Origin of the sequence: Mesorhizobium sp. B2-3-13, assembly GCF_006442195.1 — a bacterium.
In the GTDB taxonomy this organism is placed as follows: Bacteria; Pseudomonadota; Alphaproteobacteria; order Rhizobiales; family Rhizobiaceae; genus Mesorhizobium; species Mesorhizobium salmacidum.
Genome location: NZ_VFVQ01000007.1, coordinates 99,875 through 121,357 on the forward strand (window position 1 = coordinate 99,875; position 21,483 = coordinate 121,357).

Genomic DNA, 21,483 nt, shown 5'->3' on the forward strand with positions numbered 1-21,483 from the left:
ATGAATACGCCCAATCTTGGATACCGCGTGGGCACGGGCGTCCGGACCGGAGCCGTCTATGACGAGGGCCTGCGCCAGCACATGCTGCGCGTCTACAATTATATGGGCCTCGGCCTGGTGGTTACGGGCCTTATCGCCTTGCTGGTGTCGTCGACGCCGGCTCTCTATGTGCCGATCTTTTCCAGCCCGCTGAAATGGGTGGTGATGCTGGCGCCGCTCGCCTTCGTGCTCCTGTTCTCGTTCAAGATGCAGACCATGTCGGCGGCAAGCGCGCAGGCAATGTTCTGGGCCTTCTGTGCCGTCATGGGCCTGTCGCTGGCCTCGGTGTTCCTGGTCTTCACCGGAACCAGCATCGCGCGCACCTTCTTCATCGCCGCGACCATGTTCGGTGCCACCAGCCTCTATGGCTACACGACAAAGCGCGACCTGACCCAGTTCTCGTCCTTCCTGATCATGGGCCTGATCGGCGTGGTGATCGCCAGCATCGTCAACATCTTCCTCGGCTCGACCGCGCTGCAGTTCGCAATCTCGGTGATCGGCATCGCCGTGTTCATCGGCCTGACCGCCTGGGACACGCAGACGATCAAGGAGCAGTATGCGGAGAATTTCGATGCGGAGTCGCGGCAGAAGCTCGCCGTCTTCGGCGCGTTCTCGCTCTATCTGAACTTCATCAACATCTTCCAGTTGCTGCTGAATTTCACCGGCGAGCGGGAATAATCCGAACCGTAGCAGGAAACAGCTGGCATCTTGCCGTGGCCGGAGGGAAACCTCCGGCCACTTTTTCATCTGAGACCGCGCCCGGCCCGTGGCGCCATCGAAGTTCATCGCGACTGTGTGAAATGCTGCGTCCGCCGCCTTGAGTTCACTCCTGGCCATTTGCTAGCCTGCCGGCCACACCAGACGGACCGCGAGGACATATGGAACAGGTCAGCCTGACGCTTCATGGCGACGGCATATCGGCGACCATTGCCGGGCAAGGCGCCGAACTGGTTTCGCTAAGGGATACGCAAGGATTTGAGTTCCTGTGGCAGGCCGGACCGGCCTGGCGGCGCCATTCACCAGTGCTGTTTCCGATCGTCGGCCGGCTGAAGGGCGATCAACTGCGCCATCGCGGTCAGACCTATCCGATGACGCAGCACGGCTTCGCCCGCGACAAGCCGTTTATGTGGGCGGAGAGGGGGCCTCGATCCTGTACGCTGGTGCTCACCGATGACGCGGAAACCCGAACCCATTACCCGTTCGCATTTCGCCTGGCCGTGACCTATACACTGGACGAGGGGCAACTCGACATAGGATTGGAGGTCACCAACTCCGGCGACGAGCCGATGCCGACCTCGATCGGGGCGCATCCGGCATTCAATTGGCCGCTGCTGCCGGATCTGGCCAAAACGGATTATCGGCTGATCTTTTCCGATGACGAGCCAACACCGATCCGCCGGCTGAAGGATGGCCTGCTCACAGCAACACCGCAGCCGACGCCTGTCAGAGGCAATATCGTCGAGCTCTCCGAACGGCTGTTCGACGAAGACGCAGTGATCCTGGACCGGCCGGCCAGCAACAGCGTTCGCTACGGCGCCGAGACTGGTCCGGCGATCGAGGTCTCATGGCAGGGATTTCAGGAACTGGGCATCTGGTCCAAACCAGGCGGCGCACCGTTCCTGTGCATCGAGCCTTGGCACGGCATGGCCAGCCCGCTGGATTTCGACGGAGAGTTCACCGACAAACCCGGCCTGATGCTGATCGCGCCGGGCGCGAAGCGTTCGCTGAATTACCGGATCAGGCTGGAGCAGGGGCCTCGGTAAAGTTACCTGCAGGCCGGACAGGGGCCGTATTCGATCTCAGGTCGAGTTTCAAACCTGCCGGACCACGGCGCCGATCACATTGACGAGGAGGCGCGCGGCGGTCAGCGCCGACAGGCCGTCAATGTCGGCTGGCGGATAGAACTCCACAAGATCGAATCCGGCGATCCTCGCCCACTTGCCCAAGCCGGCAATGAGATCGATGAGCTGGCTGTAGGTGAGGCCGCCGGGAGTACGCGCTGCTACGCCCGGCATGATGCTGGGATCGAGGCTGTCAAGGTCCAGGGTGACGACCACCCGCGCTCCCTCCGGGATGTGCCTGAGCGCCGCTTCGACACCCAGGGTGTGGACCTCGCGCGCGGTGACGAAACGGCTGCCATAGTGCCGCGCCGCTTCGATCTCCGTGAGGCGTGCGCTGCCGACGCTGCGCAGTCCGACCTGCACCATGCCGGCGACATGCGCCATCTCGCTCGCCCGGCGCATCGGGCTGGAGTAGCCGTAGCGTTCGCCATGCACCTCGTCGCGCCAGTCGATATGGGCATCGATCTGCAGGATCCAGACAGGCCCGTGATCCACGAAGCCGGCGAGGAAGGGAATGACCACGGAATCGTCTCCGCCGAGCAGGATGGGGACGGCCGGCACTGACAGGACCTCGCGCGCCTTCGCCTCGATCCGGGCGCGGTTGCCGGCATTGTCATGCATGGTGGTCAGGATGTCGCCGGCGTCGACGCAGCAGATCGGCCCGCCGTCGAACAGCGGGCCGCCGAGATCGAAATCCCAATGCTCAATGAGCGCGGCATCACCCTGGCTTGCAACACGGATGGCATCGGCGGCCAAGGCATGGCTGCCACTGTCTTTGTCGGGATAGGTGCTGCCGTGACCAGCTCCGAAGATCACTGCGCGGGGCGCCGTGCCATCGGCGAGGCGATCGGGCAAGCCCAGAAAGGAAGAGCGAGTGGTCATTTCTGATCGCCTTCAGTCCCGCCGACGCATGATGAGCGGATTGGGGCAGGGTAGTTGCTTTGTATGCCGGATTCCATCGTCGAAATCTTGATCCCATGCTGGGCCTGCATTGGGTTCATTCCCGGCGTTCCGCGCCGGGTGACCCTTTCGATCTTTCCTTGACCGCCGTTTGCCACGGAACCTTCCAGCGCGAGCATCGTAAACGACGAGAGGTATTGGAAGCCCAATGCGCTCGTCTTCGAACGCTCTATCGAGGAGGCAAAGTTGCGACACCGCCAAGTGAAAGTTGACGGAAATGCCATTTTCTATCGCGAGGATGGTCCGACCGACGCACCAGTGCTTCTGCTGCCGCACGGCTATCCCTGCTCGTCCTATCAATTTCGGAGGCTAATGCCGGCATTGGCCGATCGCTGGCGTACCTTTGCGCCGGATTTCCCGGGCTTTGGCTACAGCGCGACGCCCGACTTCTCGGCATTCGGCTATGATTTCGATGCCTATGCAGGATTTCTGACGGCTTTCGCGGATACGCTCGGTCTGTCCCGCTATGTGCTCTGGTTGCACGACTACGGGTCGCAGATCGGATTGCGCCACGCCATCGCACATCCGCAACGCATCACCGCGTTGATCATTCAGAACGGCGACGTCTACGAAGACGTGCTCGGCCCGAAATATGCGGCTATCAAGGCCTATTGGACCGAGAAAACACCTGAGAAGCATCGTCCGCTGGAAGAGGCGGTGAGCGAGGAGGGTTTCCGGCACGAGTTTATCGGTGAGGTGGCTGACGCCGTGGCCGAGCGAATGCCACCGGATCTATGGAAACTCCACTGGCCGCTCATGGATACGCCGCTGCGTCGGCGGCTGGCGGTGGGCTTGATGGAGAAGCTGGAGGCGAATCTCGACTGGTTCCCGCGATACCAGGCCTATTTGCGCGAAAGACAGCCGCCGACGCTCATCGTCTGGGGGCCGGAAGATGGCTACATGCCGGCCGCATCGGCCCGAGCCTACAAACGCGACCTGCCGGGAGCAGAACTCCATCTCGTGGAGGGCGCCGGCCACTGGCTTCTGGAAACCCATTTCGATGACGTGCTTCCGCTGGTGCGTGACTTCCTCGCGCGCGTCCATCGCTCAGCACAAGGTTTGTGAAGAGGTGCAAAGGAGAAAGATCGATGGCGACAACGCCGACAGTCGCGCGCATTTGGCGCGGCCGCACCCGGCCTGATGTGGGCGACGCTTACGAAGTCTATTTGAGGGCCGAGGGCATTCCGCCGCTTGAGAAGACCGCGCTGGGCGTCCAGCTGTTTCGCGAGGATCGCGAAGGGGAAAGCTGGTTCACCACCATCTCGTACTGGCCCGACCACGAATCGATGACGGCTTTCACCAAGGGCGAGCCAACCAAGGTCCATCATCTCGACCGCGATCCGGAGTTCCTGATCGAGCTGCCGGAGCGCATCCAGATTAATCGCATCCTGCTCGACCGGCGGAGGCTCCGCTGATCCATCCGGCCGCGGATATCGGAACACACAGTGAGCGTCGCGCGGCACCGCCGCGTCATCTACAATGATATGTTGGGTACGGGCGGTTCGCCAAACCGGATGCGTTTGTCTCGATCGACGTGTCTGTATCGGGGGCGCCGTTCGAAATCCGCTGCCAGGCCGAATACACTAAATTGCTGCTACAGACGAAAGTCGCATAAGATAGATTATGGAACTAGTGCATGGGGCGCAGCCCGGGAATTGGTGCGGTTTCGGCCATTGACGAGCAACATCGTGAACAGCACCACGCCGGCACTTTACGACCTCGAACTCATGATCGAACATTCGAACGGCGGGTTGAAAGCCGACTGAGCTGCTGTCTCTATCGTTCTGACTCGTAAGGGATTTCGATCGCCATGCCATCGTAGGCCGGTTCGACATTGTCGGGCGTCTCAGTCATCACGGCGGTGTAATCGAGCGGCACGTGCATGTGCGTCAGCACGGCGTTGCAAGGCGAAAGCGCCTTGATCCAGTCCAGCGCCTGGCCAAGCGAAAGATGGCTTGGATGCGTGTTGTACTGCAGCGCATCGATGACCAGCATGTCGAGGTCTCGCAGCCGCTCGATGGTGGTCTTGGGAAAGTCGCTGATATCGGGACAGTAGGCGAGCCCGCCGATACGGAAACCCAGCGAAATGATGTCGCCATGGATCTGGGGCAGCGGCTCGAAGGTGAGGGCACCCCCCTCTCCTTCGATCACAACCGGCTTGGCATGGTTGATGAGGTGGGCGTTGACGATCGGCGGATAGGAACTGCGCGGCGGCGTCTCGAAGCAATAGCCGAACGCCTGGCGCAGCCGTAGCATGGTCGGCTCGTCGGCATGGATGTCGATGCGATGCCCTTGCTCCTGCACATAGCCGCGCAAATCGTCGATGCCGTGGATGTGGTCGGCATGCGGGTGCGTGTAGAGCACACCATGGATGCGCCTGACTGAAGCCATCAGCATCTGCTCGCGGAAATCCGGACCGGTGTCGATGACGACCGTGGTGCGGCCGCCATTGGCGGCGATGCGCTCGACAAGCGCGGCCGTGCGCATGCGCCGGTTCCTGGGATTGGCGGGGTCGCAATTGCCCCAGTCGCCGGTGATGCGCGGCGTGCCTGGTGACGACCCGCAGCCGAGAATGGTGAGGCGCAGCCGGTCGCTCATACTTCGGGCGCCCGCTGGTCCGGGTGTGGCATTTTTCCAAACAGCCGAAAGAAATTGTCGGTGGTCAACGCTGCGATTTCAGCCTCGCTGACCCCGATCGTCTCGGCCAGCACCTTGGCGGTTTGCGCGACATAGGCCGGCTCGTTGCGCTTGCCGCGAAACGGCACCGGGGCCAGATATGGCGCGTCGGTTTCGACCAGCAGCCGGTCGTGCGGCACATCAGCGGCGATGGCGCGCAATTCGACCGAGTTCTTGAAAGTCAGGATGCCCGAGAACGACACATAGCCGCCTAATGATACGCCGACCTCGGCGAGGCGCCGTCCCGACGAAAAACAATGCAGGATGAACGGGAAGGCGCCCTTCCCTGTCTCGTCCTCGAGAATGGCGGCCATGTCGTCGTCGGCATCGCGCGAATGGATGACGAGAGGCAGCCCGGTCTCGCGGGCGGCGGCGATATGGGCGCGAAAGCCCTGCGCCTGCGCATCGCGTGGTGCCTTGTCGTAGAAGAAATCCAGCCCCGCTTCACCGATCGCCACCACCATCGGATGAGTGGAGAGGCGGACAAGGTCGGCGGTGGTGACGTCGAGCTCCTCGGCAGCATTGTGCGGATGGGTGCCGACCGAGCAATAGACTTCGTCGAAAGTCTCTGCTATCTCAACGACTTGCTGAAACCGCTTCACGCGCGTGGAGATCGTCACCATTCGGCTGATACCGGCCGCCTTGGCGCGGGCGACAATGGCCGCCCGCTCCTCGGCGAAGTCCGGAAAGTCCAGATGACAATGGCTGTCGACGAGCATCAGGCGTTCGCGTCCGTCTGTTCGACATAACGCGGAAACACGCCCTCTGGCGCTGGCAGCGCCGTGCCGGACACAAGTGCATGGTCGGCGTGGACATGCACGAAATCGCGATTGTCCGCCGGCACAGCCAGGAGGTCGAGCAGCTTGGCGGCCGAGCCCGGAACGAAGGGCTGGCACATGACCGCCACGCGCCGCACCACTTCGGCCGTCGTCCACAGCACCGTTTCCATGCGCTCGGGATTGGTTTTCTTGAGCGCCCAGGGTTCCTGTCCGGCGAAATACCGGTCGGCTTCCGCAACCACGCCGAAGATCGCCGCCAGTGCCAGATGGATGCCCTGTTCGGCCATTGCCTTGCGCGCGGTGGCGAGAGCGTCGACCGCCTGATCCAGGATCACCTTGTCGGATTCCGCCAGATCGCCGCGCTTCGGCACCACGCCGCCGCAATTCTTGGCGATCATTGACAGCGAGCGCTGTGCCAGATTGCCGAGACCATTGGCCAGATCCGCATTGGTACGGTTGACGATTGCTTCATGGCTGTAGCTGCCGTCCTGCCCGAACGGCACCTCGCGCAGGAAGAAGTACCGCACCTGGTCGAGGCCGTAATGCTCGATCATGGTGAACGGGTCGATGACGTTGCCGACCGATTTCGACATCTTCTCGCCGCGGTTGAACAGGAAGCCGTGGCCGAAGACGCGCTTCGGCAGCGGGATGCCGGCCGACATCAGGAAAGCGGGCCAATAAACCGCGTGGAAGCGTACAATGTCCTTGCCGATGATGTGTGCATCAGCCGGCCAAAACCGCCAATGGTCAGCCTTTTCATCGGGATATCCGACGCCGGTAATGTAGTTGGTCAGCGCGTCGACCCAGACATACATGACGTGCTTTTCATCGCCAGGTACCGGCACGCCCCAGTCGAATGTGGTGCGTGAGATCGACAGGTCCTTCAGTCCCGACTTGACGAAGCTCATCACCTCGTTGCGGCGCTCGGCCGGACCGATGAAGTCGGGTTGGTTTTCATAAAGCGCGACGAGCTTGTCCTGATAGGCCGACAACCGAAAGAAATAGCTCTCTTCCTCGACCCATTCGACCGGTGTTCCCTGTGGCCCGTAGCGAATATTGTCGGGACGGACCTCGGTCTCTTCCTCGCCATAATAGGCTTCGTCGCGCACCGAATACCAGCCGGCATAGCCGCCCTTGTAGACGTCGCCATTAGCAGCCATCGCCTTCCAGATCGCCTGCGAAGCCGCGTAATGCCGCTCCTCGGTGGTGCGGATGAAATCGTCGCTCGAGGCGTTGAGCGCGGTCGCCATGCGCTTGAATTCGGCCGAGTTGCGGTCGGCCAGGTCGCGCGCTGAAATGCCTTCCTTCTTTGCCGTCTGCAGCATCTTGATGCCGTGCTCGTCGGTGCCGGTGAGGAAGAAGACCTGCTTGCCGTCGAGCCGCTGAAAACGGGCAAGCGCGTCGGTGGCGATCAGCTCATAGGCATGGCCGATATGTGGCTTGCCGTTCGGATAGGAAATGGCGGTGGTGATGTAGAATGTGTCGCGTGACATGAATGAACCGTCATGAATGTCTGAATGGAAGCTGCGGCGGTGGATATCGCATCGGAATGGCGATTGCCATCCCGAGACCAATGCATGCCGCCCAAAAGTGGCTCCTGTTTGGGGGGCCAACGGCATGCACCAAAAAAGCCGTCACATTCGCATTGCAGAATTCAGGCGGTCGATCATGGTCAGGACGTGCTGCTTCTTGTCGAGATTGTAGGTGTCCGTTTCAGATATAGCGTCCAAGGCCTCGTGCCAAGTATCGGAGAGCGTTTTGGCCCGCTTGAGATCGCCAGCCCGCGCCGCCTGGCTTGCCGCGTCCGACAGAAGGTCCAACGCCTGGCGGTTGAAGATGTCGAATTGGATCGCCTGGTCTTTGCCCGCGAGGGCCTCGGCCAGGCGGTAGGCACCGGCAATATCGCTCTTCGCCACCAGGCCATCGAGCGTCTGCGCGATCTCCAGCCCGCCATACTGCGTCAACAGGATTGCGCTGCGGGCGCTCCCCCCTGCCCGCTCGACCAGTGCGGCCCTCGCGACCGGATCGTCCGGTGGTGGCGGCTCCGCTGTCTTCAGCACCGCCATCAGTTCGTTGGCGTCGAGCGGTGTCAGCCGCACCACCTGGCAGCGCGAACGGATCGTCGGCAGCAGACTGCCCGGCGCATGGACGATGAGAATGAACAGGGTCCGTGCCGGTGGCTCCTCGAGATTCTTCAGCAGGGCATTGGCCGCATTGGCATTCATGTCGTCGGCCGGGTCGACGATCACAACCCGGTAGCTGCCGTCATGCGAAGTCAGCGACAGAAAGCGGCTGACCTTGCGGATTTCGTCGACGGTGACGACGGTTCTGAAGCTCTTGGTCTTGTCGTTCAAGGGGCGGGTAAGATGCAGCACCCCCGGATGCGCACCGGTGGCGATTTGGCGAAACAGCGGCGAGGCCGGATCGGGGACCGCAAGGTTGCCGGGCGCCTGCTCGAAGGCCGGATGCTTCAAAAGGTGGTGGGCAAGATGGAAGGCGAGCGTCGCCTTGCCGATGCCGACCGGTCCAGCGAAGATCAGCGCGTGCGGCAGCTTTCCCGCGCGATAGGCGGCGGCAAGCATGGTGGCGGCCTGCCCGTGCCCGACCAGACGTGGCGTTTCGGAAGGTTCCGGCACACCGTCCAGCGTGTCATGCTGTTCCGGCGCGATGCGTTCGAAGATCATACCGGTGCGACCTGCCTGTTGCGCTCGGGCGCCCTTGCCTCCAGTGCCGCGAACACGGTCGCCGTGACGACATCCTCCACCGTGTCCGGATCGGCGGAGGCATCGACGACGATGCAGCGTTCCGGCTCTGCCGCCGCGATCGCCAGGAACGCTTCGCGGCGGGCCTGGTGGATAGTCAGCGTCTCCTTTTCGAAGCGGTCGGCGACGGCATCGCTGCCACGCCGCAATGTCGCCCGCTTCAAGCCCTCGGCCGGGTCGATATCGAAGATCAGCGTCATGTCGGGCATCATGCCGTTGATGGCGACCTGTTCCAGCATGGCCATGAATGCCGGATCGATCCCGCCTGTAACGCCCTGATAGACACGCGAGGAATCCAGGAAGCGGTCACAAAGCACGATGGAGCCGCGCTCGACCGCCGGCCGGATGACCTGCTCGACATGGTCGGAACGCGCGGCAGCGAAGAGCAGCGCTTCCATCTTCGGCCCGAACGGTTCGGCGGCACCCGAAAGCAGCACATGCCGGACCGCTTCGGCGCCCGGCGAGCCGCCCGGTTCACGCGTGCGCAGGACATCATACTTCTTTGCGCGCATCTTTGTGGCCAGCCGCTCGATCTGTGTCGACTTGCCTGCGCCTTCGCCGCCTTCGAAGGTGATGAAAAATCCGCGCGCCAACCGAAAGGCCCTTGTTCGTGTTCGAGTGGGTTGTTGCGCTCTAGATAGTCCGCGACAGGGAAAACGTCCATGCCGTCGGTACTATCGAAGCCAGCCGACCGCCAGTTCCTTGACGGCGTCGAGCGCGCGTTGCGGCAACGTGCCGACGCCGATCGACTCGGCGGCGAACAACGGTGTCTCCTGGCTCAGCGTGTCGCCGATCCAGACCCGCAGTGCGCCCACCGGTTGCCCCTCCTCCACCGGTGCGGCGACCGGGCCGAAGTAGATGATCCTGGCCGTCAGCTTGTCGCGGTTGGTGATCGGCAGGAAAATGTCGATCGGACCTTTTGCCTTCAGCGTCACGCCGGATTTCGCACCGCCAAAGACCTGGGCCTCCCCGACCACCTCGTCCTTGGCGAAGATCTCGGTCCTCGCGAACGAACGAACGCCCCAATCGAGCAGTTTGCGCGCTTCTTCGGCACGCTCCTTGTCATTGGCCAGCCCGCTCATTGCCGCGATCACCCGCGTGCCACCGTGGCTGACCGAAGCGACGATGCCGAAGCCGGATGTCTCGCTTGCACCGACAGCCAGGCCGTCAGCGCCGATGTCCATCGCCAGCAACGGGTTGCGGTTCCTCTGCGAGATCTTGTTCCAGGTGAAATCCTTCAGGCCATAGTAGCGATAGAAATCCGGGTATTCGCGCCACAGATGCAGGGCGAGCTGCGCCAGCTCGCGCACGCTTGTCTCCTGGCCATCGGCCGGCAGGCCGGTCGAATTGACGAACGTCGATGTCTTGAGGCCGATCTGGCGCGCGCGTTCGGTCATCTCTGCGGCAAAATTGTCCTCGGATCCGGCCATGCCTTCGGCGATGACGATGCAGCCGTCATTCGCGGCCTGCACGGTCACTCCCTGGATCAGGTCCTCGATCCGGATCGCCGATTTGAGCTTGGCGAACATCGTAGAGGTTCCCGACGGCGCGCCGCCTTTGCGCCAGGCGTTCTCGCTGACCACGAACGTATCGTCGAGTTTGAGGCGCCCGGACTTGAGGGCGTTGAAAACCACCTCCATCGTCATCAGCTTGGCCATCGAGGCCGGCGGAATGGGTTTGTCGGCATCTTTCGAAAACAGCACCGTGCCGGTGTCGGCATCGATCATGAAGGCTTGTGCGGCCTTGGTCTCGAAAAGCTGCGCTTGGGCCGGCGAAAGCGTGAGCAGGAGGCCGAGGAGAAAGAACCCGGCAAAAGGCTGTAGCAAGCGAAACTGCATGAAATTCGACCCGTTGGCCGGCCCCTCCGGCGTGCCGAAACTATCAGGCTTTTTCGCTGAGGGATCAACAGCCGGGCGGAAAGCCGGCTGTTGGATCAGTCGCGCACGACCAGCGCATCGGGCGCACCGTGGGACCATGCCGCCTTCAGCAACTCGTCCAGGCCGCCATGGCCGTCCGGATAGAGGTTGACCGCATACCAGTCATTGCCGTCGAGATCGGAGCGCTGGATTTCAATTCTGCCGAAGGGCTTTAGTGCCGCGGCCACGCGTTTGGCTTCGGTAGCATCGTCGAACGTGCCGGCGGCGACATAATCTGGGCTGGACGGTGCCGCTTGGCGGCCGTTCTTTTTCCACGACCGCAGGATATCGGCGGGCGACATGCCGCTGTCATCCAGAGCGGCAAAGACATCTGCGTGATGGACGCGTTCATTCGCATAGGACAGCGAGGCCATGGCGAACGGCGATTGCGGCGGCAGGCTGATCTCCGGCCGTTCCGGCACGATCGGTCCGAAATCGGGCAGCGCCAGATCGCCGAAGGCCGCTGACTGCGCGGACATCTGCCCCTGCACCGGGGTTGCGGCATCGGTCAGCTGACCTGGAAACGGCACTGCGGCCGCGCCGACCGGAAGGCTCGGCGAAGGTCCGTTCATGGCCACCATGACGCCGGTCGGCAGGCCATCCGACGGATCCGGTATGCGGTTGCCTGGATGGTAAGAGGCCATCAGGTACTGGTCGTCATTGCCGTCGAGCGGCGCGCGGCCGACATATTCGACCTTCACCTTCGCGGTGCCGATCTTGTCGTAGTCCAGCATCTGCGCGGCTCGCTCAGAGACGTCGATGATGCGGCCCTCATGGTATGGGCCGCGGTCATTGACGCGCACGATCACCGAACTGCCGGTTTCGAGGTTGGTGACGCGGGCATAGCTGGGCAGCGGCATGGTCGGATGCGCCGCCGTCAGATGCGCCGTGTCGTAGACTTCGCCGTTGGCGGTCAGCCGGCCATGGAAGGCGTCGCCATACCACGAGGCCAGACCCACCTTGGCGTACTTCTTGTCTTCTTTGGGATAATACCACTTGCCGCGCACCTGATAGGGCTTGCCGAGCTGGTCGCGGCCGCCGCCGCGCCGCATGAAGGCAGCGCGCGGACTGGCCTTCACGCCATATTCGGTCTCGGCGAAATATTCCTTGGAGCGGGTCTTCTTGTAGACCATGCCTTTCGGCTCAGGCTGCGATGCGCAAGCGGCAAGCAATGCAGCAGACGCTGCAAGCAACGCAACCGTGGCAACGCGACGAAGACGCGGGTGCGTCACAGCCTGCATTCTTGATTGTCCCCTAAAGTCTAAACCAAAGACGTCGTATCCGACCATCAGAGGAGCCAAGCACTCACTCGACAATGCCAACGACGCCTCGGACCCCGATCCTTTGTGCGCAGGAATTGTTTATCACGGTATTAACCGATTGTGGCCGGAACCGGGCAAGATTGTGACACTGCCCGTCCTGTCGTTGGCTAGGGAGAGGTATGCCTTTGCGGAGCCTGCTTGCAGGAAGCGATCAGGCGGTTGATCTCCGCTTCGTCGGCAAGTTGCCGGCGTCGGAAAGCCGCTCAAGGCCAGGAACAACGGTGATCGCGCCCGCGAGCGCGGAGCGTCGCGTTTCTGCATATGCATTTGGTAGTTCTCATCAGGAAGGGCTGTTCAGTCGCCGCCCTCGGGAGGCTTCTCTCGAGGGCGGGCAACGACGGCTTACCGAATGATAGGCTCAATCCAGAACTCAACAACGCAACGCTTACGCAACTGCCAATTCAATAGATTTTGAACGTTTTGGTTCCGTTAGCTATGGCTAAAAAGTAGAAAAAACCAACCTTCTTCATGCATGGCACCGGCGGGACCGGCGCGGGCGGAATCCTCTTCTAAGAATTCTACTTCTTTCATACACCCATCTAAGCCCATTAGCTTGCTGGCGGCCGATGCCGCGAATGGTACGATAGTGTTGAATTGGAGGCTTTATACATGTCGACCCAGAACACAAACGGCTCGAAACTCGACCAGGGCCTTGTATCGGAATCTCAAGCGCGCCGGGACTTTCTTAAGAAGGCGGGGCGTTTCGCCGCGGTTACGCCGCCGGCTGTAACTCTCCTGCTCGGCACCAGCTTGAATTCCAAGGCGATTGCCAAATCAGGCGGATCACGCCCCGGCAACGGAGGGGGGGACAAGAACCACCCCCACGCCGGCCCTCCCGGTCATCCTCAAGCCGGCCCTCCCGGTCAGGTCCATACTCAGTTCCTGTTCGAGCGAGGCTACTCTGACAACGCCGGCGGCGGATCCCACGGAGGATCGAGGTCGGGCGATCCTAACTAGCAACCAAGCCCTCTGGATAAAGCCTAAGCGCTGGCGGTATCAATCGTCGCCACGGTCGAGAAGCTGAGGGATAACGGCTGATGCCCGCCTGGCCTGCGAGATCGCAAAAATTAACGGATCGTTGACCGCGCTGTCCTATTCTGAGACAGCGCGGTCTAGTCCCATCCGGACTGCGCAGGCGGCTCCGGCAACACAGCCCCCGCCGCACTGTCGGAGCCGCCACCATACTAGCCTGAAGATACCAGCAATGGTTGAATCAACTGTTACTGCAGTTGTTTCAAATAGAGCGAGTTGCGTCGGCCGCCGTCCCGCCACCAGATGCAAAAAAGCCCGCCGGGCGTCCCCAGGATGAATCAAGGGACATTGCCGGAGCGTTGGAAATCCAAGCTATCTTGACACGTGAGAAGCGGTTTCAAGGCGTGAGGAACGGTAGCGGGCTGTTCGAGGCCAGCATAGGTCAACGATGAGCGGCGGGGTCAGCTATTTCGACTCCACGCCCAGCTCAGGCCGCATGTCTATCGTATCGCCATCTCCATGCACGGCGTCATGGTCCCAATTGTTCGTCTTCTCGGGCGTTTTGACGACAGCCTCTCGGGTGTCTCTGTCTTTGTCCTTGCGGGGCTTTGGACCTGGCACGTCGTGTGATGACTTCGGTTCCATATGCGCCTCCTTTAGTTCTCTCCAGAAACAAGGACGGGAGGCTCGGGTTCCAAAAACAAGAAAGCCCGTTGCCTCGGGCAGCGGACTTTCGCCAGGAGTTGAGGGGACATCTCCACGCTGCGGAGACAACAGACCACAGTGGATTGGTTCCAATGTTGGTCTCTGTTTGGCGGCGCGTTCTGTGAGCGCCTGGGATATTCGAATGTCGGAATCACGCTGGACGTTTATTCCCATGTGATGCCGGGAATGCAGGCCGACGTAGCGGAGCAAGTTGACGTCGCGTTGCAGGCGGCTATAAGCAGCGATCGAAAACGCAAATAGTTGCAAAGTGCGTAGCAGCCGGTGTTTCGCGACCGGACGCAGAATCTAAAAAGCGCAGCGTTTGTAACTGGTTGGAGGGATGGCCGAGCGGTTTAAGGCACCGGTCTTGAAAACCGGCGTGGGCGCAAGTTCACCGTGGGTTCGAATCCCACTCCCTCCGCCAAGTCACGCCCTGAAAAGCCCGGAAACCATAGGGCTTGGCGATTTTGGTTAGTGACCAATTAACCAACCTACCAACCAGATCGGTTCGGTTCTGGGTCCGAATTCCCCCAGGCGGCAAAGGCATTGCAGGATTTCAGGGGCGAAATAGGCTGCAATGGTTGTAGCCCTTCGATCAGCATTTCATAGGTCGCCAAAATAACCTGATACGTCGAAGACGTTATATCCAGCCGGAGGATTTCTCCCGACGCGTGGTGACAAAGGTTTTGGTCTCGAAAGAGTCCATAACTACGAACGTCGAACCGGCTGCTGCTTTGATCAGAGGTCCATCGGCCCCGGTTGTCACCCAATGCTCTTCGGGCTTCATAGCGTTTTCCGCCGAGTGGGCTGATGCATTGCGAGTTGTTTTGATAGTCGGAAAGGCGGCGTCGAATTGGGCGATGGCCTTTTGGGGGACGGAACTATCAATGAGAGCCGATGACAGCTGCGATCCGGCCAAAAAATAAGCCATTTCCTCAAGGGTCTCTTTAAAAAATAAAGGCTCCTAATCGTGGAGTGAGCGCCTATATAAGTCCAATCTTTTGCCTGTTCAAACCGTTCCTTCGCGACTGCTTCAGGCCTTCTTTCCGTCGGGGCAGCATCGGCAATCGCTGAAAGATAGCGGCCGATTTCCGAAGATCCTGCATCAGCCAAAGCAATGCTTGTTTGCACAATTTCAACCTGACGTTTCGCTATTGACATGAGGTGCATCAGCTTATGCGCTGCTTGGTGCACATCAGATGCACCAAACCAAAGTGGCGGAAAGTCTTTAGGCCTTGTCATTGGCGCTTCCGCGATTCGGACAACGTATCGAGCCGCTGTTGCAGATGCCCATTGAGCACGATCATTTCCTTTAGCGCCTTCACGGGATCACCCTTGTGGAGCGCTATAAATTTGTCGGCGGTGGCTTGAAGCACTGCCTCTTGACGGCTGTCGAGCCTGACAATGTGGAAGCCGAACCCGCCGCGCCTTGACGCCCTGAATCAAGAAAACGCCCGCCACGTTTTGCGTAGCGGGCGCTAGTTCATGGGAGGAAATGAAACGCGTGCGGTCAAGGGTGGCCCCCTTTTACCCTCGATGACGATACGCCTCGCCTGGTTGCATAATAAGCGCGCACCAGTTGAAGCACCGCATTATCCGGGTTGCGTGACTTTTCCGCCACAGCCCGGGCACCTGAGCAGCCGAGCTAAACTTGCAAATATGCAGTTTTGATGTGGGGGGATCGTGTTTCCTTTCAGTGCAGCAGCGGGGCGCCGACGACGGCCAGCGCTGCGGTGAGGCCCAGGAGCAGCAGCAAAGGCAGGGAGGCGGGTTAACCATGCCGAATCTAGATGCGGTTGGCCTTCAGCAGGCGTACGATGGACTCGCGGGAGGGCGTCTGGGAGGAGCCCTTTATGTTTGAAGTGCGGAGCTTTGTCGCCAAGATGGTGAAACGCGAGCGCGTAGCTGCCAAGCAGCGCGTGATGCCGCCGATAGTGAAAACACTCGCCGATCGGCCGGTTCACATCAAACCCCGGCCCGCCAAGAACAGACCGGCTCCGCCGCAGCATCACGCCGCCAGCAACATGTAGGCTTTCAGACGCCTGCACTTTCCGCACAGGACCGACGCTTAAGGATTGAGCGCCGACGCTCGATCCTTTCTCCCTCTTTCTCCAGAACCATCGTGCGGTGCCGGTGACGTTTGCGACGTTCCGCTTGGCGGGCCATATCACCAGGGGACGGTGCGGCCGAGATAGTCGACATAGGTCAACCCCGAGGTTCCCCGCCTGGCAAGCAGGACGTTCACAAGGCTGGGCACGCTTTCCTCGATGCTCAGCCGTGCATCTGGGCCGCCCAACTCAGTACGGACCCATCCAGGCGCCATCAGCACCATGGCACGCGATGTTGCGGCATGACGGGCCGCGAAGCTTCGCATGAGCATGTTCAGCGCCGCCTTGCTGCCGCGGTAGACCTCACGTTGACCTGTTTCGTTGTTGGAAATGCTGCCCTGCCCGGACGACATCACGCCGATCAGACCGGTCGCCGGGACAAATGGCTCCAGACTCTCAAGGACACGCATCGGGCTGAGTGCATTTGTGACCATCACGCGAACGAACTCGTCGGTCGTCACATCAGCGATCGTTTCAGCCGGGTTGTTTGTCACGCCGGCATTGACGAACACTATGTCGAATGCCCTGCCCGACAGCCGGTCGCGTAAGGCCGCGACCTGATCGGGCTCGCAGATGTCGACCGTCTCGATTTCGAGCCGGCCGTCGAACTCATCCGCGAGATCGTGCAGCTTGGTCCGGCCGCCGCTTTCCCGGATCGTGCCAACGACGTGCCAGCCTTTCCTGAGGAACTCGGCCGCGATTGCGTGGCCGAGGCCGCGCGATGCGCCGATAAGAAGGGCTGTACCTGATGGGGTGTTCAGAACGTCTGCGGACATTGGGCAATCTCTTTCGTTTGCTGGGTGACCGCAGATATGGGCAAGCGGAAGCCACGCGCCAGACGCGCCAAATTCAAACTATGATTGCATCCGGCGCTATGTCTGCCAGAACAGCTGCGATAAGGCTGTGCCATGGACAATGTGGACTTGAACCTTCTCGTGGCGCTGGACGTCTTGCTTGCCGAAGGCAGCGTGACGGGGGCGGCCCGCCGGCTCGGCTTGAGCACCTCGGCGATGAGCCGGACGCTCACGCGACTTCGCGCTGCCACCGGCGACCCGCTGCTCGTCCGGGCCGGACGCGGGCTTGTGCCCACGCCCCGCGCCACGGAATTGCGCGATCGCGTCCATGAGCTCAGCCGGGATGTGCGAGCTGTTCTACGGCCGCAAAACATGCGCCTGGACCTGGCCAAGCTCGAATTGACATTCACCATTCGCGCCAGCGAAGCATTCCTGGAATTCCTTTCCGGCCCGGTCGTGATTGCGGTCACCCGTGCGGCGCCCCGTGTTCGCCTGCGCTTCACACCCAAGCCCGACAAGGACGCGCGTCCGCTTCGGGAAGGTCTCATCGATCTGGAGATCGGTTTGCTTGGAACGTCCGCGCCCGAGATCCGCACCCAGTTCCTGTTCCACGACAAATATGTCGGCGTGGCCCGGGCCGGACACCCGCTTCTGACGGGCGCCTGTGTGACGCCCGAACGCTACGCCGCCTGCAAGCATGTGGTGGCATCACGGGAAGGAAATCTCGTCGAGCCGATCGATGGAGCCTTGGTGAAGCTTGGCCTTGGACGCACCGTCGTGGTTGTCGTGCCCGGCTACCCCGATGCAATGCGGATCGTGCGCCAATCGGATCTGGTCGCGACCGTGCCGCGCTCGTGTTTCGGCAACGCCGGCACAAGCGACCATGCCGTCACGGCGGGTCTCGAGAGCTTCGAGCTCCCGCTTCCCATTCCGGAGTTCAAGATATCGGCGATGTGGCATCCTCGCATGGATGCCGACCCGGCGCATCGTTGGCTGCGCGATACCGTCATGTCGGTTTGCCGGGCGGCTTATCCCCGGCGATGAAGTGTGATCGCGCAGCGATAGTAAGTCCAACGCCAAGGCGCCGACTTGCTCAGTCTGATTGCTGTGTGCGCTCCGCGATGGCAAATGCCTGCAGGTTCCTGGCCTTGCCGATGTCCTGGTCCGCGTTCGCGATGATCGAGAAGAAGGCTGCTCTCGCAATGTCCTTCTTGGAGGCCTTGAGGTGCGCTTTCCGGGCAGCTTTGACAAGCTGCTTGGGAGACATGTCGGGCGTGACGATCCTCATGAGGGTGTCGCCGATCGCACTCATTTCGCTTGCATCCATGATGGGCGTCCCTGTGCTGACCGCAATGCCACAATAGCAAGGACAACTCGCGACCGACAATATGGTTCTGGAAAATGAAAAACCCCGCCGGCAGGGACCGGAGGGGTTAGTCCTAGGAGGACGCGCGTTGCGCTGCGTTCGACAAGCGCGCGCCGACCAAGTAGCGCCAGCTTGCGACGCGGATGTGACACACGGCGAGTGCGTGACAAGCCGTGAGCATGACACAGGCGGCCGGCATCAAGCCTTTCGAAAGGAGAAATGTGGTTCTGTCGGAAACTGAAGCGCGGGTGGCGCTGGCCAAGGCAAGGCGATAGCGGTCGAATGGATATCTTTGGCATCAAGGGGCTGTTGATCTGCGCGCTGATCTTCATTCCGTTCGAGCATCTGTTTGCAGAGCGACCGCAGAAGATCCTGCGCGACGGCTTGGGTGTCGACCTGATCTATATGCTGTTCAACGGCCTCGTAATAAAGGCAGTAGTAGTCCTGATCGCGGCGAACACGCTCGAAGCCGCTGCAATGCTGGTCCCGCAATCGGTAACGCACGCGATCGGCGGCCAGCCAATCTGGCTGCAGGTCGCCGAAATCATCGTGATTACCGATACAGGTGTCTACTGGGCGCACCGTGCGTTTCACGAAATCCCCGCGCTTTGGAAGTTCCATGCGGTCCATCACGGCATCGAGGAACTGGACTGGCTCGGTGCATTCCACTCTCACCCCGTCGACTCCATAATCACGAAGGCAATTTCGCTGACTCCGATCTTTTTTCTCGGATTTTCCGAAGCTTCGATCGCGGTCTTTTCCGTCATCTACTTCTGGCACACGCTGCTCGTTCATTCGAACTTGCGAATTCCGTTCGGCCCCTTGAAGTGGCTTATCGCCAGCCCGCAGTTCCATCGCTGGCACCATGCCAACCAGCGCGAAGCCTATGACAAGAACTTCGCCGGACAGTTGCCCTTCCTCGACGTGGTGTTCGGCACCTACAATGCGACTGGCAACAAAGTGCCTGAGAAGTATGGCGTCGATGATCCGGTCCCCTCCAGCTACTTCGGACAGATTGGCTATCCACTGCTGCGCCGCAGGAAACGATCGAATCGGGCAGTGCCGGAGAGCAAAGCCTGACGGCAGATATTGACCGCGGCTGTGCCGCCCGATGCTGGCTGCTTCGCGCCGACCGGCGTTCATGGCGGCAACACAACCTCACTTGTCGTGTCGCCTGATGGCAGCAGAAATTCCTTCGTGGGTTGGTGTCGGCGGGTGCCGGCGATAAATGTAAGTCCTGCGCAATTTGCCACGAGGCTGGTTTCGGCATGGATTATCGCGACGACGACCTCACGAAATTCGAAGCGCATGGCGCCGCTCCTTTGCCGGCCGCGGCGGACGAAGGTCAGGTGGAGCACGAGGGCGCAAAGATCTGGTACGCGACGTTTGGGACGGGTTATCCCGTGATCCTGTTGCATGGCGGCCTTGGCCATAGCGGCAATTGGGGATTTCAGGTCCCGTCATTGGTCAAGCACGGCTATCAGGTCGTCACCATCGACAGCCGCGGCCATGGACGCAGCACCCGCGACGAACGGCCGTACAAATACGAACTGATGGCCTCGGATGTCCTGGCGGTGATGGACTGCCTGCAATTGAACAAGGCTATCGCAGTGGGTTGGAGCGATGGCGCCTGCGTTGCCTTGATCCTTGGGATGAAGGCCGCCGATCGCATCGCGGGTGTGTTCTTCTTCGGCTGCAATATGGATCCCAGCGGCACGAAGGAGTTCGAGGCCAGTCCGGTCATCGAGCGGTGTTTCAGCCGGCACAAAGAGGACTATGCCGAGCTGTCGACCACGCCAGGTCAATTCGATGCGTTTGTCAAAGCTGTCGGCCTGATGATGAAGAACGAACCCAATTACGGCGCCGCCGAACTGGGAGACATCGGCGTGCCCGTGGCGATCGTCCAAAGCGAGCACGACGAGTTTATCAAGGACGAGCACGCGATCTATCTGGCCCACAGCATACCGGGATCGGAATTGGTCATGCTGCCCGAGGTCAGTCATTTCGCGCCCTTGCAGCGTCCCGACCAGTTCAACCACGTGCTGCTGGCTTTCCTCAAAAAACTTCATCCTTGAGTCCTGCCGCACCGCTTCCGGAGTCCCAGCTCCGGGCCATGCACGCGAGACATCATTTCGCCTGCGAGGCTTTTCACGTCGAATCGGCTAAGCCTTGCGGCATGAACGAGACCTCACTTTATGCGCCGGTGAAGCGTTTCCTCGAAAACCTCGACTTCGTCGTGAAAGGCGAAATTGGCGGCTGCGATATCGTCGCGCTGCGCGAGGGAGAGCCCCCGATCGTCGTCATCTGCGAGTTGAAACTGCAGTTCAATCTTGAGTTGGTTCTGCAGGGCGTCGACCGCGCGGCTGCTTGCGATGAAGTGTGGCTGGCGGCGCGCATGTCGGCGCGTGGCAAGGGGCGCGAAAGCGATGCCAGGTTCCGCAACCTTTGCCGTCGGCTCGGCTTCGGCCTGATTGGCGTAACCGCCAGTGATCGGGTCGAAGTGCTTCTCAGTCCGATCGCCGTGGCGCCGCGCAAGAATGCGCGACGGCGTTCTCGCCTTGTCGACGAGCACCAGCGCCGCCGCGGCGATCCTGTCGCCGGCGGAGGATCGCGCACTCCGATCATGACCGCCTACCGGCAGAGCGCCCTCGCCTGCGCCGCGGCGTTGGCGGACGGGCCCAAGCGCCCACGCGACCTGAAGGCGCTGACGCCGCTTGCGCCAAAGATCCTGCTGCATAATGTCTATGGCTGGTTCGCGCGCGTCGACCGCGGCGTCTACGATCTCACCGACGCTGGCCGTGCCTCGCTGATCCGTTGGCCGCAGGCCCCGGACAGTTCGCCAGGATGATCGTGAACGTGCTCTATGCCGTCGGTCATTTTGAGCGGGATTTGCCGATCGAACCAGGGGAAGCATGGTGATGGTGCGCATCCAGGACATGCGAAACCTTGGCCCGGCGACGGCGCGGATGTTGGCGGAAATCGACATTGTCTCCGACGACGATTTGCGCAATCTCGGCTCGGTCGAAGCCTATCGTCGCCTGAAGTTTCGATTTGGCCGGCATGTGACGATCCTCGCGCTCTATGCCATGGAAGCTGCATTGTGCGACTGCGATTGGCGGAATCTCGATCAGGACACCAAGGTGTTTCTCCGACAACAGGTTGGCGCCGGCCAAGTCTTGGGGACGGCGTTACGCACGCCTCGCTGATCCGTTGGCCGCGGTCGTCCGACGATGAAACACGACA

21 protein-coding genes and 1 tRNA gene are annotated in these 21,483 nt (G+C 61.1%); 11 read left to right on the forward strand and 11 right to left on the reverse strand.

Going from position 1 to position 21,483, the window contains the following annotated elements; genetic code table 11:
• Positions 1–717 (forward strand): Bax inhibitor-1/YccA family protein, encoded by a 717-nt coding sequence (locus FJ941_RS10615; protein WP_140505285.1) that lies wholly within the window; start codon positions 1–3, stop codon positions 715–717.
• Between the two features lie 200 nt (positions 718–917).
• Positions 918–1,802: an aldose 1-epimerase family protein gene (locus tag FJ941_RS10620; RefSeq protein WP_140505287.1), complete on the forward strand. Its 885-nt coding sequence runs from the start codon at positions 918–920 to the stop codon at positions 1,800–1,802.
• 48 nt (positions 1,803–1,850) lie between these two features.
• On the opposite strand, the gene FJ941_RS10625 is transcribed toward FJ941_RS10620, so the two are convergent.
• Positions 1,851–2,762, reverse strand: coding sequence for an agmatinase (locus tag FJ941_RS10625; RefSeq protein WP_140505288.1), 912 nt, complete (start codon positions 2,760–2,762; stop codon positions 1,851–1,853).
• 264 nt (positions 2,763–3,026) lie between these two features.
• Here FJ941_RS10625 and FJ941_RS10630 point away from each other — a divergent pair, with 264 nt between their 5' ends.
• Together FJ941_RS10630 and FJ941_RS10635 are read left to right on the forward strand one after the other, a co-directional pair.
• The gene (locus tag FJ941_RS10630; RefSeq protein WP_140505290.1) at positions 3,027–3,905 is read left to right on the forward strand and encodes an alpha/beta hydrolase; all 879 of its coding nucleotides are present in this window, start codon (positions 3,027–3,029) and stop codon (positions 3,903–3,905) included.
• A gap of 23 nt (positions 3,906–3,928) precedes the next feature.
• On the forward strand, positions 3,929–4,255 hold the full coding sequence (locus tag FJ941_RS10635; protein WP_140505292.1) for a hypothetical protein: 327 nt from the start codon (positions 3,929–3,931) through the stop codon (positions 4,253–4,255).
• 361 nt (positions 4,256–4,616) lie between these two features.
• Here the strand turns inward: FJ941_RS10635 and FJ941_RS10640 are convergent, their stop codons facing one another.
• The 7 genes from FJ941_RS10640 to FJ941_RS10670 all read right to left on the reverse strand — a co-directional run bounded on the left by FJ941_RS10640 (position 4,617) and on the right by FJ941_RS10670 (position 12,214).
• Positions 4,617–5,438, reverse strand: a complete 822-nt coding sequence (locus FJ941_RS10640) for an MBL fold metallo-hydrolase (RefSeq protein ID WP_140505294.1) — start codon at positions 5,436–5,438, stop codon at positions 4,617–4,619.
• The gene (locus FJ941_RS10645; RefSeq protein ID WP_140505296.1) at positions 5,435–6,235 is read right to left on the reverse strand and encodes a TatD family hydrolase; all 801 of its coding nucleotides are present in this window, start codon (positions 6,233–6,235) and stop codon (positions 5,435–5,437) included. The genes FJ941_RS10640 and FJ941_RS10645 overlap by 4 nt, the downstream gene beginning before the upstream one ends.
• The gene (metG, locus tag FJ941_RS10650; protein ID WP_140505298.1) at positions 6,235–7,788 is read right to left on the reverse strand and encodes a methionine--tRNA ligase; all 1,554 of its coding nucleotides are present in this window, start codon (positions 7,786–7,788) and stop codon (positions 6,235–6,237) included. The genes FJ941_RS10645 and metG overlap by 1 nt, the downstream gene beginning before the upstream one ends.
• Before the next feature lie 141 nt (positions 7,789–7,929).
• On the reverse strand, positions 7,930–8,979 hold the full coding sequence (locus FJ941_RS10655; protein ID WP_140505300.1) for a DNA polymerase III subunit delta': 1,050 nt from the start codon (positions 8,977–8,979) through the stop codon (positions 7,930–7,932).
• Positions 8,976–9,650: a dTMP kinase gene (gene tmk / locus FJ941_RS10660; protein ID WP_140505302.1), complete on the reverse strand. Its 675-nt coding sequence runs from the start codon at positions 9,648–9,650 to the stop codon at positions 8,976–8,978. Before tmk ends, FJ941_RS10655 begins: the two co-directional genes overlap by 4 nt.
• An 81-nt stretch (positions 9,651–9,731) precedes the next feature.
• Positions 9,732–10,895 (reverse strand): D-alanyl-D-alanine carboxypeptidase family protein, encoded by a 1,164-nt coding sequence (locus FJ941_RS10665; RefSeq protein WP_140505304.1) that lies wholly within the window; start codon positions 10,893–10,895, stop codon positions 9,732–9,734.
• Between the two features lie 95 nt (positions 10,896–10,990).
• Complete coding sequence (locus FJ941_RS10670) at positions 10,991–12,214, reverse strand: septal ring lytic transglycosylase RlpA family protein (RefSeq protein WP_140505306.1); 1,224 nt, start codon at positions 12,212–12,214, stop codon at positions 10,991–10,993.
• A 2,092-nt stretch (positions 12,215–14,306) separates the two neighbouring features.
• Here FJ941_RS10670 and FJ941_RS10690 point away from each other — a divergent pair.
• Positions 14,307–14,396 (forward strand) — tRNA-Ser (locus FJ941_RS10690).
• 216 nt (positions 14,397–14,612) lie between these two features.
• Here FJ941_RS10690 and FJ941_RS10695 read toward each other — a convergent pair.
• Positions 14,613–14,903 carry a hypothetical protein gene (locus FJ941_RS10695; protein ID WP_140505311.1) on the reverse strand — a complete coding sequence of 97 codons (291 nt, stop codon included), beginning with the start codon at positions 14,901–14,903 and terminating at the stop codon, positions 14,613–14,615.
• An 886-nt stretch (positions 14,904–15,789) separates the two neighbouring features.
• On the opposite strand from FJ941_RS10695, the gene FJ941_RS10700 reads away from it, so the two are divergent.
• Positions 15,790–16,002, forward strand: coding sequence for a hypothetical protein (locus tag FJ941_RS10700; RefSeq protein WP_140505313.1), 213 nt, complete (start codon positions 15,790–15,792; stop codon positions 16,000–16,002).
• Positions 16,003–16,139: 137 nt separating this feature from the next.
• Here the strand turns inward: FJ941_RS10700 and FJ941_RS10705 are convergent, their stop codons facing one another.
• A complete protein-coding gene (locus tag FJ941_RS10705; RefSeq protein WP_140505315.1) occupies positions 16,140–16,856 on the reverse strand; it encodes an SDR family oxidoreductase in 717 nt (238 codons plus the stop codon).
• A 132-nt stretch (positions 16,857–16,988) separates the two neighbouring features.
• On the opposite strand from FJ941_RS10705, the gene FJ941_RS10710 reads away from it, so the two are divergent.
• Complete coding sequence (locus tag FJ941_RS10710; protein WP_140505317.1) at positions 16,989–17,918, forward strand: LysR family transcriptional regulator; 930 nt, start codon at positions 16,989–16,991, stop codon at positions 17,916–17,918.
• 49 nt (positions 17,919–17,967) lie between these two features.
• Here FJ941_RS10710 and FJ941_RS10715 read toward each other — a convergent pair whose 3' ends face one another.
• Complete coding sequence (locus tag FJ941_RS10715; protein WP_140505319.1) at positions 17,968–18,201, reverse strand: hypothetical protein; 234 nt, start codon at positions 18,199–18,201, stop codon at positions 17,968–17,970.
• A gap of 321 nt (positions 18,202–18,522) precedes the next feature.
• Between FJ941_RS10715 and FJ941_RS10720 the strand changes: the two genes are divergently transcribed.
• The 4 genes from FJ941_RS10720 to FJ941_RS10735 all read left to right on the forward strand — a co-directional run bounded on the left by FJ941_RS10720 (position 18,523) and on the right by FJ941_RS10735 (position 21,446).
• Positions 18,523–19,320, forward strand: coding sequence for a sterol desaturase family protein (locus FJ941_RS10720; protein WP_140505321.1), 798 nt, complete (start codon positions 18,523–18,525; stop codon positions 19,318–19,320).
• Positions 19,321–19,508: 188 nt separating this feature from the next.
• The gene (locus tag FJ941_RS10725; protein ID WP_140505323.1) at positions 19,509–20,315 is read left to right on the forward strand and encodes an alpha/beta hydrolase; all 807 of its coding nucleotides are present in this window, start codon (positions 19,509–19,511) and stop codon (positions 20,313–20,315) included.
• A 101-nt stretch (positions 20,316–20,416) separates the two neighbouring features.
• Entirely contained in the window at positions 20,417–21,088 is a 672-nt protein-coding gene (locus FJ941_RS10730; RefSeq protein ID WP_140505325.1) for a DUF2161 family putative PD-(D/E)XK-type phosphodiesterase, read from the forward strand.
• Positions 21,089–21,158: 70 nt separating this feature from the next.
• Positions 21,159–21,446 (forward strand): TfoX/Sxy family protein, encoded by a 288-nt coding sequence (locus FJ941_RS10735; RefSeq protein WP_181166012.1) that lies wholly within the window; start codon positions 21,159–21,161, stop codon positions 21,444–21,446.
• Positions 21,447–21,483 lie beyond the last annotated feature (37 nt).

Excerpts from the sequence above, each read along its gene's own strand:
- FJ941_RS10615 (WP_140505285.1), top strand. The coding sequence starts at position 1 with ATGAATACGCCCAATCTTGGATACCGCGTGGGCACGGGCGTCCGGACC.
- FJ941_RS10620 (WP_140505287.1), top strand. The coding sequence starts at position 918 with ATGGAACAGGTCAGCCTGACGCTTCATGGCGACGGCATATCGGCGACC.
- FJ941_RS10625 (WP_140505288.1), bottom strand. The coding sequence starts at position 2,762 with ATGACCACTCGCTCTTCCTTTCTGGGCTTGCCCGATCGCCTCGCCGAT.
- FJ941_RS10635 (WP_140505292.1), top strand. The coding sequence starts at position 3,929 with ATGGCGACAACGCCGACAGTCGCGCGCATTTGGCGCGGCCGCACCCGG.
- FJ941_RS10640 (WP_140505294.1), bottom strand. The coding sequence starts at position 5,438 with ATGAGCGACCGGCTGCGCCTCACCATTCTCGGCTGCGGGTCGTCACCA.
- FJ941_RS10645 (WP_140505296.1), bottom strand. The coding sequence starts at position 6,235 with ATGCTCGTCGACAGCCATTGTCATCTGGACTTTCCGGACTTCGCCGAG.
- metG (WP_140505298.1), bottom strand. The coding sequence starts at position 7,788 with ATGTCACGCGACACATTCTACATCACCACCGCCATTTCCTATCCGAAC.
- FJ941_RS10655 (WP_140505300.1), bottom strand. The coding sequence starts at position 8,979 with ATGATCTTCGAACGCATCGCGCCGGAACAGCATGACACGCTGGACGGT.
- FJ941_RS10665 (WP_140505304.1), bottom strand. The coding sequence starts at position 10,895 with ATGCAGTTTCGCTTGCTACAGCCTTTTGCCGGGTTCTTTCTCCTCGGC.
- FJ941_RS10670 (WP_140505306.1), bottom strand. The coding sequence starts at position 12,214 with ATGCAGGCTGTGACGCACCCGCGTCTTCGTCGCGTTGCCACGGTTGCG.
- FJ941_RS10695 (WP_140505311.1), bottom strand. The coding sequence starts at position 14,903 with ATGGCTTATTTTTTGGCCGGATCGCAGCTGTCATCGGCTCTCATTGAT.
- FJ941_RS10700 (WP_140505313.1), top strand. The coding sequence starts at position 15,790 with ATGGACTCGCGGGAGGGCGTCTGGGAGGAGCCCTTTATGTTTGAAGTG.
- FJ941_RS10705 (WP_140505315.1), bottom strand. The coding sequence starts at position 16,856 with ATGTCCGCAGACGTTCTGAACACCCCATCAGGTACAGCCCTTCTTATC.
- FJ941_RS10710 (WP_140505317.1), top strand. The coding sequence starts at position 16,989 with ATGGACAATGTGGACTTGAACCTTCTCGTGGCGCTGGACGTCTTGCTT.
- FJ941_RS10715 (WP_140505319.1), bottom strand. The coding sequence starts at position 18,201 with ATGGATGCAAGCGAAATGAGTGCGATCGGCGACACCCTCATGAGGATC.
- FJ941_RS10720 (WP_140505321.1), top strand. The coding sequence starts at position 18,523 with ATGGATATCTTTGGCATCAAGGGGCTGTTGATCTGCGCGCTGATCTTC.
- FJ941_RS10725 (WP_140505323.1), top strand. The coding sequence starts at position 19,509 with ATGGATTATCGCGACGACGACCTCACGAAATTCGAAGCGCATGGCGCC.
- FJ941_RS10730 (WP_140505325.1), top strand. The coding sequence starts at position 20,417 with ATGAACGAGACCTCACTTTATGCGCCGGTGAAGCGTTTCCTCGAAAAC.
- FJ941_RS10735 (WP_181166012.1), top strand. The coding sequence starts at position 21,159 with ATGGTGCGCATCCAGGACATGCGAAACCTTGGCCCGGCGACGGCGCGG.